Source organism: Streptomyces pathocidini (assembly GCF_001418495.1).
Taxonomy (GTDB): domain Bacteria; phylum Actinomycetota; class Actinomycetes; order Streptomycetales; family Streptomycetaceae; genus Streptomyces; species Streptomyces pathocidini.
This window is the reverse complement of the sequence record NZ_LIQY01000292.1, coordinates 1-13,020: the sequence shown is the minus strand read 5'-3', so window position 1 is coordinate 13,020 and position 13,020 is coordinate 1. Positions and strand designations below refer to the sequence as shown.

The following is a 13,020-nucleotide window of genomic DNA, read 5'->3' as shown; positions in this document are numbered from 1 at the left end:
CGACCAGGGTCCTGCCGCCGGCCGCGAGCGCCCGGACGCCACGCGCGCGGGTTCCGTCCCGCCTGGACGCCTCCATCCCGGATTCCCATCGGAGCCACACCCGCGGGGGTCCTGTGTGGGCGGTGCGCGCGCGTGGGTACGCGTACGAGGTGCGGACCTCTCTATCGGTGGTGGCCACCGGTATGGCAACCTTGGATATATGTCTAGACCAATTCTCGAGGTAATCGCCCTCAACGCGACCGACGCGGCCGCGGCGCAGGCCGGAGGGGCGGACCGCCTCGAACTGGTCACGGATATGGCGGCCGACGGGCTGACGCCCCCGCGCGAGGTCTTCGCGGAGATCCGCGCCGCCGTGGACATCCCGCTGCGCGTGATGCTGCGGCCGTCGGCCGGCTTCGCGGCGGGCGGCGCGCGGGCGCTACACGCGCTGTGCGCAGAGGCGGAGGCGCTGCGCGCGGAGGGGGCGGACGAGTTCGTGCTCGGCTTCCTGGACCACGAAGGGCACCCGGACCTGGTGGCGGTCGAGGAACTGGTCGCGGTGATCGAGCCCTGCCGCTGGACGTTCCACCGGGCGATCGACCACGCCACACACCGCGACACGCTCCGCAAGCAACTCGCCGGGCTGCCGGGGCTGGACACGTACCTGACGGCGGGGTCCCCTTCCGGGGTGGACGAGGGGCTGCCGACGCTGCTCGCCGAAGCGGCGAAGTCGGGCGAGCCCGGGTACGAGCCGCGCCTCCTGGTAGGCGGCGGCCTCCGTCTGGACCACCTCCCCACCCTCCGCGCGGCCGGCATCACCGCCTTCCACGTAGGCACAGCCGCCCGCCCAGAAGGCTGGTCCCACCCGGTCTCCCCCACCGCCGTAGAGCAATGGCGAACAGCCCTCTAACCCACCACGCCACGCCCCGGCGAGCAGGCGTTTCCGTTCCGGCGTGGGCAGGCGGCCGAACCACGGCGCACCGAACACACCCCACGGCGTGGCGGACCCGCTGGCCGCCGAGATCCGCGCCGCGCGGCGCGGATCTCGGCGGCTTACGCCGCCAACTGTGTTGGCAGGTCCGCACCATGGACGACCCACAGCCCCGACACCGCGCGCGTGAGCGCGACATACAGGCGGCGCAATCCCGTGCGCCCATCCGGCTCCCCAGCCACAACCGCCGCCGGCTCGTCCAGCACGACGTAATCGTATTCGAGCCCCTTGGCCAAAGACACCGGCACCAGCGTCAACCGCACCACCGCCGATGCCTCCTCGCCAGGGGCGAGAAACGGCACCCCCGCGGCCGAGAGCGCCCCGGCAAGCCCCGCCACGCGCGCGTCCGCCGCGATCAACCCCACCGACCCCTCACGCCCGAGCGCCTCCCGGCAGGCCGCGAGCACGGCCCCGTCCAGTTCCCCGGCCTCTACGCGCCGGATCTCCAAGGACCCCGCCGACTCCCGTACCGAGGTCACCTCCGCGAGCCCCGGCGCGATCTCCGGCAGCAGCCGGGACGCGTACGCGATGACCTCCCTCGGCACGCGGAACCCCGCCGTCAGCTCCTCGATCCGCCCGTCCGGCTTGCCCATATGGGCAAGGGCCTCGCCCCAACTGCCGGTCGCCCAGGGGGTGGTGCCCTGGGCGAGGTCTCCCAGAACGGTCACGGACCCGGTCGAGCAGCGGCGCCCCACCGCCCGGTACTGCATGGGCGAGAGGTCCTGCGCCTCGTCCAGGACGACATGCCCCAGGGACGGCGTCCGCTCGACCAGATCCGCCACCTCGTCGATCAACACCACGTCCGCCGCCGACCACTTGGCCGACTTCACACTCCGCGCCGGCTTCTCCCAGAGGAGCAGCTTCTGCTCCTCTGCGGTGAGCAGCCCCTCCGCCCGCTCCGCCAGGAAGTCCGGCTCGGACAGCAGCCTGAGGACCAGCTTCGCCGGATCCACCGGCGGCCAGACGGCCTTGACGGCCGCCTTCACGGCCGCGTTCCGCGCCACCGTGTCCTGCACCCGGTCGTCCGGCGCCTCCCCCGCGGCCTCCATCCGTACGAGTACGGCGTGCGCGATGCGCTGCGGCAGGGCGGCGCGGGCGGCCTCGTAGCGGATGTCGCGCGCCAGCAACTCCCGTACGAGCTCCTCGATCTCGTACGCCGGCACGCGCCAGCGCCGCGACCCGCGCACCACCACGCACGGCTCGGTCGGCATCGTCACCCCGCTGCGCACCGCGCGCCTCAGCACCTCGCCCATGCGCGCGTCGCCCTTGAGCGCGGCAGCGGCGGCGCGGTCCTCGCCGCGCACCTCCGCGCGCGTGCGGTGGGCGACCAGGTCGCCGACCGTGGCCTGCCGGACCTCCAACTCGCCCAGCGCGGGCAGCACTTGCTCAATGTAGTGGAGGAAGGACCGGTTCGGCCCGATGACAAGGGTGCCGGTGCGTGCAAGCCGCTCGCGGTAGGCGTAGAGCAGGTAGGCGACTCGGTGCAGACCGACGGCGGTCTTGCCGGTGCCGGGCCCGCCCTGCACGCAGACGGTGCCGCCGAGCCCGGCTCGTACGATCTCGTCCTGCTCGGGCTGGATCGTCGCGACGATGTCCCGCATGGGCCCCACGCGCGGCCGCTCGATCTCGGCCTGGAGCAGCTTGCTGGCGACGCCCTTCTCGGCCTCGGCGGGGTCGGTGAGGTCCTCGTCCTCGTACGCGGTGAGTTCGCCGCCGGTGTAGCCGAAGCGGCGGCGGAGGGCGACGTCGAGGGGGTCCTTCTTGGAAGCCCGGTAGAAGGGCTGCGAGACGGGCGCGCGCCAGTCGATGACCATAGGGTCGCCGTCGGCGTCATGGACGTGGCGGCGGCCGATGTAGCACCTCCATTCCTGGCTTCCGCCTCCGGCAGGGGGCTCCCCCTCGCCGCCCTCGGCCGACTCGGCGCCGGGGGCGTGCAGATAGTCGAGGCGGCCGAAGAAGAGCGGGGTGTGGGCGTGGTCGGCGAGGGCCTTGACGCGCTCGTCGATCTGGTGCTGGAGGACGGCGGCGTTCACCCAGTTCGCGGTGACGTCGGCGATGTCGAGGGCCTCGACGTCGGCGCGCATGGCGCGCAACGCGGCGCGGGAGGCGGCGAGGTGGACTCGCTCGCGGTCGAGGGGGTTGGCCTCGCCGACGGGGGTGGCGAGGTGAGCGCGCTCGTGGTCGAGCGGGGCGGCGGCGCTGTCGGGGGTGGCAGGTGTGGCGGGGTGGCCGTCGGCGGCGCGGACGGCGGTCCGGGCCTGGTCGGGTGCCTGGTCTTGGGCGTGCGCGGGCACGGCGGTGCCTCCGGGTAGGACACGAGGTGGGTACGAGTGACGAGCGGAGCCACCCGGTTTCCGTGCGGGCGGCACGACGCTCTCTCGCAGATGCGCGGGAGGCGGCGGGCAGACGGGCGATTGTAGTCAGCGGCGCGGCCTCCGGCGAACGGATTTCGCCCCACCCCGGAAAGCGCTGTCTCGACTCCTCGTAGGGGTCGGCAACCCGGTGTCACCCCCTGGTAGGGGGCGGAGTACCGCATTCCTCCCGCCACGGAGTGAGGGCCGGATTCCCGGAATAGGGACTGTGGTCCGATGTGCTCCGGACGGGTGGCGGACACCATGGAGGACATGAACAGCGCACCGTTCTCTCCGGCCCACCGTTCCCCTCGTTCCCCGCGCCGAGGCGCCTCCGCCCTCGGCCCCGAAACCACCGCCCACCGCCGGCACATCCTGGGCGACGCCCTGCGCGCGATCCGCGTCTACCTCTCGACCGCGTTCCGCGTGGCCGTCCTCGGCGAATACGTGGATCGCTCACCGGTGATACGTACGTGACGCCTTGTGCGCGTGGTGACAGGCGGCTGACTTGACGCGAGCCGTGTCCTGGCGGGAACCAGGGCGACCCTCGCCTCAGACCTCGTCAGACCTCGTCAGACCTCGTCAGACCTCGTCAGACGCCAGGAGATCGCCCGCGTCCACGATCCGGTACGCGTACCCCTGCTCGGCCAGGAAGCGCTGCCGGTGGGCGGCGAAGTCCTGGTCGACGGTGTCGCGGGCGACGACCGAGTAGAAGAGGGCCGGATGCCCGTCCGCCTTCGGGCGCAGGACGCGGCCGAGGCGCTGGGCCTCCTCCTGCCGCGATCCGAACGTGCCGGACACCTGGATGGCGACCGTCGCCTCGGGCAGGTCGACGGAGAAGTTGGCGACCTTGGACACCACGAGCACCCCGATTTCGCCCTGCCGGAACGCCTCGAAGAGCTTCTCGCGCTGGGCGTTGGTGGTCTCGCCCTTGATCACCGGGGCGTCCAGGTGCTCGCCGAGCTCGTCGAGCTGGTCGATGTACTGACCGATGACGAGCGTCTGCTGGCCGCGGTGGCGCGCCACGAGCGCCTCCGTCACGCGGCGCTTGCTGGCCGTGGTCGCGCAGTGCCGGTACTTCTCCTCCGTCTCGGCCGTCGCGTAGGCCAGCCGCTCGGAGTCGGTCAGGTTGACCCGGACCTCGACACAGTCGGCGGGCGCGATGTAGCCCTGCGCCTCGATCTCCTTCCAGGGGGCGTCGAAGCGCTTGGGCCCGATGAGCGAGAAGACGTCCGACTCGCGCCCGTCCTCGCGTACGAGGGTCGCCGTGAGCCCGAGCCGCCGGCGCGCCTGCAGATCGGCCGTGAACTTGAAGACAGGAGCGGGAAGCAGATGGACCTCGTCGTAGACGATCAGACCCCAGTCGCGGGAGTCGAACAGCTCCAGGTGCGGGTAGACGCCCTTCCGCCGGGTCGTGAGGACCTGGTAGGTGGCAATGGTGACGGGCCGGATCTCCTTGCGCGCACCGCTGTACTCGCCGATCTCCTCCTCGGTGAGGGAGGTCCGCCGGACCAATTCGTGCTTCCACTGCCGCGCGGAGACGGTGTTGGTCACCAGGATCAGCGTGGTCGACTTGGCGGTGGCCATTGCCCCGGCGCCGACCAGCGTCTTGCCGGCCCCGCAGGGCAGGACGACGACCCCGGACCCGCCGTGCCAGAACCCCTCGATGGCCTGCTGCTGGTAGGGGCGCAGCGCCCAGCCGTCCTCCCGCAGGTCGATGGGGTGCGCCTCACCGTCGACGTACCCCGCCAGGTCCTCGGCGGGCCAGCCCAGCTTGAGCAGGGTCTGCTTGATCTGTCCGCGCTCGGAGGGGTGCACGGCCACGGTCTCAGCGTCGATGCGCGCCCCGACGAGCGGCTGGATCTTCTTGGAGCGCAGCACCTCTTCGAGCACCGGACGGTCGGTGGTGACCAGAACGAGCCCATGGGTGGGGTGCTTCATCAGCTGCAGCCGCCCGTAGCGCGCCATGGTCTCGGCCACGTCCACGAGCAGCGCGTGCGGCACGGGGTAGCGCGAGAACTCCACGAGCGCGTCCACGACCTGCTCGGCGTCGTGCCCGGCGGCCCGCGCGTTCCACAGCCCGAGGGGCGTGACGCGATAGGTGTGGATGTGCTCCGGCGCCCGCTCCAGCTCGGCAAACGCCGCAATGGCCCGACGACACGCCCCCGCCTGCTCATGATCAACCTCAAGCAGCAACGTCTTGTCGCTCTGAACGATTAGGCAGGACACACATACCTCCGGGAACAAGGCCGAATCACGACAGAACCAACGCCTGTCACAGCACGGGCTATGCCCCATGCCCGACACCGGAAGGGCATCCCGGCCAGCGCGCCGGGGATGCGCGCCGCTATCTATGTTCGCCTATCCCGCGAAACAGACGAGACGACTTCGCCTGAACGCCAGCGCGCGGCCCGTGAGGCGTTGTGCGAGGCGCGCGGCTGGGAGGCCATAGCCGCCCGAGGAGGACATCGACGTCTCGGGTTTCTCGCGCGGTCTTGACCGGCCGGGACTGCAACGCATCCTGACCAAGCTTGCCGAGCTGGACGTGATCGTGTTCTTCAAGATCGACCGGCCCGCACGCTCGACGGTCGACTTCGCGGAGATCATGCGACTCGCCGAGCACCAGAGCGTCGCGCTCGCGTCGGCGACGGAGCCGCTCGACCTCACGTCGTCCACGAGTCGGGCGATGGCGAAGGTGATCGCGGTCTTTGCCGAGCTGGAGTCCGACACCATCGGCATGCGAGTGTCCAGCGCGCATGAGCATCTGCAGCCGCGAGGGTCACTCCACCGACGGTAACGAGAGACGAGTACTGGGCTTGGGTTCATAGCGAGGCGCGGCTGTCAGCAGGCCGACCCTGATGGATTCGGGGGCCGGAGATGACGACTCGCATGGAGGTTGATCGGAGCAGCACTTCGAAGTGGTCGGCTTCGTTGCTGGCCTGGGTCGGCGATTGCCTGCCGAAGAACTACCCGACGACCGCGGCGACTTCCTCAGTCCCAGCATCACCGCCGTGCACCCGGCTGCGGCATACAGAGAGACGGGGCGGGTGGAGGGAACCAAGGCGAAAGCAGCAAGGAACGCGAGTGCGGCGGTTACCACAGCGGTGAGCAGATAGCGGCTGGTGGGCATCATCGGACCTTCCTGATTACACGTCGCGCTCACGTGCAGTGGCCGCCCTTGTTGGGTGGCGCCCGCGAAGTTCCTCACTCTGGCAAGAGAATTCGAGACGATCCGCCAGCGATACTTTCCAGCCTTCTTGGGTCGCGATGGCGCGATTCCACTTGGCCTCCTCGCGAGGAGATCAAGGAACGTGTTAGGTTCCGACGCGTTAACACCCGGTTTGACCGACCGGTTCAATCGTTGACGGCAGACCGAGCGAACTGTGAGTCGCCAGTCTGAAGAAAACCATCTGGGGGAGAAAGTCCGGGGGGACCCTTTCAGTTTTCCACGCCTTTTCAGGTCGCCCATTCGGGCTTCCTCCCCTTGTGATGAATAACGCAAAGGGAATCGTACATGGATCGTAGAACTCTGCGCATGGTGGCCGTGTCGGCCCTGGCCGCCGTGACTCTCGGGGCGGGGGCCGGGCTGGCCCAGGCATCAGAGGCCAGGCAGACGAGCTCTTCCGCCAGTACGGCCCAGGCGACGCTCACCGCGTCCGAGGCACGCACACTGCTGGCCGTCCCCGAGTTCCGTGCCGAGCTCACCCCGGCTGCCCAGGCCGGTCTTGAGGCAGTGGCCGAGGGCACCGCCACCGAAGAGCAGCAGCAGGCATCCCGAGCGAGCGTTGCCAGGGGGCTGTGGAACCTGATCAAGAGGGCCGGTCCGGGGACGGTCAAGGCCGCGAAGAAGGCCGCTGGGAAGTACACCACGTTCCGGAGCTGGGTGAACGACCTCAAGTGGTACAACCCGATCAAGATCCTCTGGAATGCTTCGGGCGCTGAACTTCAGTACCAGATGTGGAAGTTCATCCACGATCAGATCTGATCTGCGCGCATAACCGGGGCCGGACACGCACTCTCGTGTCCGGCCCTCGCTATCGCCCTCCTGTAAGGACCTCCACCATGGCTCCCTCATCGCCCCCTCCTCCCAACAGGCCAACTGAGCTGTCGCCCGGGAACCGCACCGAGACCGTTCTCAGCGCCTTCCTCCTCATCCACTTCGCCGGTTTCCTGTACTTGTTCGTCGCCGACGCCCGGCACAGCGGCACCCTTGCCGACATCGGCCAAGTCCTGCACTGGGCGTCCGGAGTCGGTGTCCTCGCCACCATCATCCTCACTCGCATCGCGCTGCCCTCCTGGAGATCCGGCTTCGACTGGATCTTCGCCGCCCTTTGGACCGCCCTGACCGTCCTCACATGGGCCAACGGCGGCCTTTAGCTCCGGCCCCAGCTCCCGTCAGGCACTGGCAGGCCGAGCCGGAACTGCCACAGCCCGAGTAAGAGAAGGCAACGATTCTCCGTGCCCGAGGCACCCGCGCCCCGCAGCGAGCCGCACCTCCATACCCAGCCAACGCGCCAAGACCAGACACCCATGTGGCCACCGGCCCCTGCACACAGGCCTGGACCAGCCCGTGCCCCGTCCGGCTCCCTCTACCACGAACAGGGCAGGATCCCTCGCCTCGGCAAGCTCACCTGGTGGGCGGAGTTCCTGCTGGTTCCGGCCCTGATCACGGCAGCCGTGCTGGCGACAAACATGATCGGCATCGGCATCGCTGCTGTGGTGGAAACCGACCCACCACCAGCGGACAGTGAGCAGATCTTCACCAATCCGCTCGCCAACCTGACAGCCCTGCTGATCGGACTCGCCGCCAGCATCCCCGCCGTCTGGTTCGTCGTACGCTGGGTGGGCCGCCGCCCGGCCGGCACCCTCTCCTCGGTCACCGGCCGACTGCGCCTGGGCTGGTTGGGCCGCTGCTCCGCCATAGCCTTCGCCCTGATGGCCGTGCAACTGGGGCTGCTCCTTGCCTGGACGTCAGACACCGACACGGGGGCTGCCCTAGAGCGAGGCTTTCCCGGCTGGCCCGCGCTCTTGCTGAGCCTGGCCGTACTGTGCGCGGTCGTTCCCTTTCAGGCCGCCGCCGAGGAGTACGTGTTCCGGGGCTGGATGGTCCAGCTAATCGGCCGGGTCGTGCGCTCCCCGTGGCCAGGCACTGTGCTCGCCTCACTGCTGTTCGCGCTGGCCCATGGCCTGGGTGAGAGCTCCGGCTTCGCCCTGCTGTTCTACTCCGCGTTGTGGTGGGGATGGCTGGTGATCCGCACAGGCGGCCTGGAAGCGGTCATTGCCCTCCACACCGCCAATAACCTGCTGGGCCTAGTGCTGGCAGCCGCTTTCGGTGAACTCGCTGACAGCGGCACCGCAGCTGACGCTCCCTGGCAAGCCCTGATCCTCGAACTTGTCTTCGCCCCTCTGTACTGCCTGATGGTGGCACATCTCGCGGACCGCAAGGGACTCTCGCGTCGAAGCTGAGGGCTCCAGGCCCTGCCCGGTGCGCTTCTTACCGCCCGGCAGCAGTAGCGCCGGGTAACAACCGGGCTCGTCCCACAGCCTCAGACCTCACGAGCGGTGTGGGTGAGGAGGCGGTGCAAGCCCCCGACCATCCCCCAACCCACGTGCCGCAGGTCACGTCACGGGCAGCCTCAGGTCGGGTCGTCGGCGAGTTCGGCTACGCCGGTGATGCGGTGGAGGGGGAAGGTGCGGACCTCGTCGGCGGTGTGGTCGTAGGCGGTGACGAAGCCGCCCTCCACCCGCACGGGGGCGATCACGCGCTGGCTGGCGGCGCCGTCCGCGTTGACGTAGCCGATCCAGACGGCGCTGCTGGTGAGGGCGGCGGCCTGCATGGTGGCGAGGGTCTCGGCGGAGGTCGTCCGGGGCAGGCCGCCGCTCCCCGGAGGGGAGGCCGGGGCGCCCGCGGCGGCCGGGGTGGTGGGCCTCGTGACGGCCGTGGCCGCGCGGTCGCCCGCGCGGATCGCCTTGACGGCGGCGCCGAGCAGGGTGGCGTCCGGTACGGGCGGCCCGCTCTGTACGGGGGCGGGCGCGGCGCGCGGCGGTGTGCGGTGGGCGTCGGCGCGCGCCACCAGCACGTCGCCCTCGGTGGACTCGGCGGCCGGCGCGAAGCCCATCTCGCGCAGCCGCTCCAGCATCAGGTCGGGGGTGGTCTGCGCGGCCAGCACGGTCGGGGCGAGGCGGCGCAGCCGCAGGCCCGAGGAGCGGCGGTCGGCAAGGATCTCGGCGAGCAGCGCTTCGTCGTCGCACCGCACGTACGCGAAGGCGGCGCCCACGCGCAGGTGCCCGTGCTTGCGCGCCACGTCGTCGATCAGATAGCTGAGCGGCTGCGGCACGGGCGTACGGGAGTGGCGCGCGAGGAACGCGTGCAGGTCCGCTGCGGTCTGCCCGGCGTCGAGGGCGCGCCGCACGGATCCGGGCGTGAATCGGTACACGGTCGCCCCGCCCTTGGACTCGACCTCCGCCAGCACCCCGAGCATCTGGGCCAGTGGCCGCTCCAACGGCCCGGGCGCGACGGCGGTCAGGTCGGCCTGCAACAGGATGTGATCGAGGGGAGGGGGGAGGAGGGGCGCGAGCACGGCGGCGGCACGGGCACCCGCGACGACGGCCTCGCCGTCCGACGGCGGCTCGGTCGGCGCGGCGGCGAAGACCGCGGCGGCCCGCGCTCCGCTGTCCGAAAACGGAGGTTGAGGCGGAGGCACGGGCACGGTGTCGCCGGCCGCTCCGGTGGCGCCTCCGGCCCCGAAGACCCGGTCGGCGGAAGCACGGCCGGTGGAAGCACGGTCGTCGGAGGCCGCACCACGCGCGCGTGGGCCTGCTGCCCCGGAGGTGGACGGCCGACCCCCGACCTGACCTCGCTCCGCCGTGGCGTGCGGCGCCTCCTGCTCGGTTCCGGGGAGCTTGCCGAAGCCGTCCGCCGCCGTCTGCGGGGCAGCCGGCGCCAGCAGCGCCCGGCCGTGGGCCGAGAGGGCTCCTCGGCCCGTGATGCCGAGGAGTTCCGCCTCCTTCAGCATCCAGCGGGCGAGGCGGGAGCGGAGGTCGTCCGGTGGCGGGGCCGGCACATCGCCGACCCCACCGGTCATGCCTCCAGTGCCGGAGACGCGGGCCGCGCCGGCCCGGTCTGCGAAGGCCGCGCCACGCGTGCGTGCGCCTGCCGTCCCGGAGGCGGAGCGCCCACCGGCCCCGGGCCCCGCGGACATCGCAGCGCCCCCGACGCCCGCTTGGCCGTGGGCGCCCCCGGTGCCCGGTTGGGCCTGGACGCCCCCCGCGCTCGGTTGGGCGTGGGCCGCGCCGCCGTGCTCCCAGCGCAGCCGGGCCAGTACGGCGGAGTGGTCCGGAGCCGCGCCCTCCGGGAGGGCGGCGAGGAGGTGGAGGACACGGTGGCGGACGGCGGGAGCAGGGGTGCGGTCGAGGCCGGGGCCGAGGGCCGACAGCGCGCGGCCCTTGGGGTCCACACCGCCCACCGGCCCCGCCGTACGGGTCGCCGGCAGCCACGCCGCGACCAGCGTCGCCCACCGCGCCTCCGCGGGCGACCGCAGCCACTCGTCGTACGCCGGGGTCGGCGCGAAGCGTTCGTCGGCCTCGCCGTCGGAGGCCAGGAGCCCGGCGGCGTAGGCGAGTTCGAGCCAGAAGGCGGCGGTCGGCTCGTCGGTGTCCACCGTGATCGCTGCCCGCTTCAGGTCGCGCACGCTCAGACCACCCGCGCGGAGGACGGCCGGGCCGCCGTTCTCCCACGCCTTGAGCAGGTCCTCGACGGTGCCCAGCGCGGTGAGGGACTGGCCGGCGGCGGTCGCGTCCACGATCCGCGGCCGGTGCTCGGCCGCGACCGCGACGGCGGGCGGCACCGGCTCCGGCGTGCGGTGCGCCCGCCCGCCCCGCAGGTGCAGCGCGACCTCGCGCGGCAGGACGACCGTGCCGGGCGCGGTCGGCAGCAGCAACCCGCGCGCGGTGAGCCAGCGGACGGGCGGGGAGGGCTGCGCGGGCACGGTCCCGTAGGGCGGGCCCCACACGAGCCGGGCCAGGATCTCCCCGGACTCGGGCGGCGCCTCGGCCAGCAGCGCGGCCATCCGCGTGCGGTCGCGGAAGAGCGCGGTCAGGGACTCGACGGCGGTCACCGAGTCGTGGGTGGTCGGCAGCCCGGCGGTGGTGATGATCTCCTGGAAGCGGCCGGGCGACATTCCGGCGGCGGCCTCGGCGACGGTCGGGCCGAGGCCGGTGGGAGAGGTTCCGGTCGCGCCGGGCGGTGGCGGCGCGAGCACCTCACGCGCCGTGCGCACCAGGTGCAGCCGGTCGTCCCCGCCCCAGACCAGCGCCTGAGCGCGCAAGGTGCGGACGGCGCGCGGGAGTTCGCGTACGACGTGGGGGGCCGGGGGTTCGGCGCGGTCGTCGCCCGCCATGAGGCCGAGCAGGGTCTCGTACGAGCAGGGGTCCGCCGCCACGGCGAGCGCCTCGGCGGTCTGGAGCGCGAACCGGTCGAGGCGTTCCAGGGCGCGGACGACGGAGGCGCGGGTTCCGGCTCGGGTGGCGAGGGCGGTGAGGTCTCCGGGGACCGGGGAGAGGAGGTCGGACCGCGCCCGGAGCAGCGCGGCGAGCTCCTCGTCGGATCGCGTCCGCAGCTCCTCCGCGAGCGTGCGGGGCCCCGCGGCGGCTCCCCGACGACGTTCCGACGCCACCCGCACCTCCCGGTCACGCTCCCGGCCCATCCGAACCACGGTACCCGTTACCCCACGGCGCGCGGGCCACCTCGCACCCAGGGCTCTTCCACTTGACGCGCACCGCGCGCGTCAACCACAACCCCGGGTCGCCCCCGGGCTCGGGCTACGGTCAGCCACGCTTCCACCCGCACGCACCATGCGGTGGGCCGTGTGTTCGCCATGTTCGCCGCACGATGGGCAACCCGGCGCGCTAGCCCGACCGGTCGCTTCGCTTCCGCCTCCGCAGGCCCGCGCGCGTCAGCACCCGTACCAGCTCTCGGCTGCTCACCTCCACCGCACCGGCCCGCACCGCGTCCCCGTACCGCTCGCTCGGCACGTCGTAGTGGTCGCGTTCGAAGGCCCGGCGCGGGGCGCCGATCGCCGCCGCGAAGGCGTGGAGCTCCTCGTACGAGACGTCGCTGACCAGATGTGACCACATCCGGCCGTGGCCGGGCCAGGTCGGCGGGTCGATGTAGACCGCCATGGTCAACGGTCCAGGATGGCGCCCAGGCCCCCTACGGGGGCGACGACGACACCGGCCTCCGAGCACACCCAGTGCGGTTCGGGGCCGAGTTCGGGCTGGATGTCGAGCGCGTGCAGGTCGGTGCTCTCGACGCACACCGGGCAGACCGGCCAGCGGCCGAACTTGTCGAGCAGGGCGTCCTGCACGTCCTGGGCGACCAGCCCCGCCACGAACGGCGCACCCTCCGGCCACTGTTCGACCCACCATCGCCGGTGCGCGACGGCGTCCTCGACGAGCGAGACGACGTCGGCCTCGGCCACGTTTCCGGCCGCGAGGTCGGCGAGCACGAGGGCGCGGGCGGCGTGCAGTGCCTGCTCAAGGTCCATGCGTCCCATTGTCACGCGGTTATCCACAGGGGTTGACGCGACCCGGAGGTGAAAATACCTTCCAAGGGTGAGCAGCAAACTGAAGGAAACTTTCAGCGATGGTGTCCGGGCCAAGCGGTCCGGACAGGCGGCCGCGCCCTCCGCGCTCGAGGGC

Annotated in this window: 11 protein-coding genes; 6 read left to right on the top strand and 5 right to left on the bottom strand. The window is 71.8% G+C overall.

Annotation, left to right across the window (positions count from 1 at the left end):
* Positions 1-199 precede the first annotated feature (199 nt).
* The gene (locus tag AOK16_RS15265) at positions 200-889 is read left to right on the top strand and encodes a copper homeostasis protein CutC (RefSeq protein WP_055472796.1); all 690 of its coding nucleotides are present in this window, start codon (positions 200-202) and stop codon (positions 887-889) included.
* Between the two features lie 143 nt (positions 890-1,032).
* Here AOK16_RS15265 and AOK16_RS15260 read toward each other — a convergent pair whose 3' ends face one another.
* Positions 1,033-3,063 carry a HelD family protein gene (locus tag AOK16_RS15260; RefSeq protein ID WP_240483579.1) on the bottom strand — a complete coding sequence of 677 codons (2,031 nt, stop codon included), beginning with the start codon at positions 3,061-3,063 and terminating at the stop codon, positions 1,033-1,035.
* 531 nt (positions 3,064-3,594) lie between these two features.
* On the opposite strand from AOK16_RS15260, the gene AOK16_RS15255 reads away from it, so the two are divergent.
* Positions 3,595-3,798, top strand: a complete 204-nt coding sequence (locus AOK16_RS15255) for a hypothetical protein (RefSeq protein ID WP_055472798.1) — start codon at positions 3,595-3,597, stop codon at positions 3,796-3,798.
* Between the two features lie 105 nt (positions 3,799-3,903).
* Here the strand turns inward: AOK16_RS15255 and AOK16_RS15250 are convergent, their stop codons facing one another.
* The gene (locus AOK16_RS15250) at positions 3,904-5,550 is read right to left on the bottom strand and encodes a DNA repair helicase XPB (protein ID WP_055472794.1); all 1,647 of its coding nucleotides are present in this window, start codon (positions 5,548-5,550) and stop codon (positions 3,904-3,906) included.
* A 238-nt stretch (positions 5,551-5,788) separates the two neighbouring features.
* On the opposite strand from AOK16_RS15250, the gene AOK16_RS15245 reads away from it, so the two are divergent.
* The 4 genes from AOK16_RS15245 (at position 5,789) to AOK16_RS15230 (ending at position 8,787) form a co-directional block, all read left to right on the top strand.
* On the top strand, positions 5,789-6,118 hold the full coding sequence (locus tag AOK16_RS15245; RefSeq protein ID WP_079101409.1) for a recombinase family protein: 330 nt from the start codon (positions 5,789-5,791) through the stop codon (positions 6,116-6,118).
* Between the two features lie 717 nt (positions 6,119-6,835).
* A complete protein-coding gene (locus AOK16_RS15240; RefSeq protein WP_157859223.1) occupies positions 6,836-7,306 on the top strand; it encodes a hypothetical protein in 471 nt (156 codons plus the stop codon).
* A gap of 77 nt (positions 7,307-7,383) precedes the next feature.
* On the top strand, positions 7,384-7,698 hold the full coding sequence (locus tag AOK16_RS15235; protein WP_055472791.1) for a hypothetical protein: 315 nt from the start codon (positions 7,384-7,386) through the stop codon (positions 7,696-7,698).
* A gap of 300 nt (positions 7,699-7,998) precedes the next feature.
* Complete coding sequence (locus AOK16_RS15230; protein ID WP_240483577.1) at positions 7,999-8,787, top strand: CPBP family intramembrane glutamic endopeptidase; 789 nt, start codon at positions 7,999-8,001, stop codon at positions 8,785-8,787.
* Between the two features lie 170 nt (positions 8,788-8,957).
* Here the strand turns inward: AOK16_RS15230 and AOK16_RS15225 are convergent, their stop codons facing one another.
* From AOK16_RS15225 to AOK16_RS15215, 3 genes are all read right to left on the bottom strand, one after another.
* Positions 8,958-12,026 carry a helicase C-terminal domain-containing protein gene (locus AOK16_RS15225; protein WP_055472790.1) on the bottom strand — a complete coding sequence of 1,023 codons (3,069 nt, stop codon included), beginning with the start codon at positions 12,024-12,026 and terminating at the stop codon, positions 8,958-8,960.
* A 202-nt stretch (positions 12,027-12,228) separates the two neighbouring features.
* Positions 12,229-12,501, bottom strand: a complete 273-nt coding sequence (locus AOK16_RS15220; RefSeq protein ID WP_055472789.1) for a DUF4031 domain-containing protein — start codon at positions 12,499-12,501, stop codon at positions 12,229-12,231.
* Positions 12,502-12,503: 2 nt separating this feature from the next.
* The gene (locus tag AOK16_RS15215) at positions 12,504-12,866 is read right to left on the bottom strand and encodes a hypothetical protein (RefSeq protein ID WP_107098355.1); all 363 of its coding nucleotides are present in this window, start codon (positions 12,864-12,866) and stop codon (positions 12,504-12,506) included.
* Positions 12,867-13,020 lie beyond the last annotated feature (154 nt).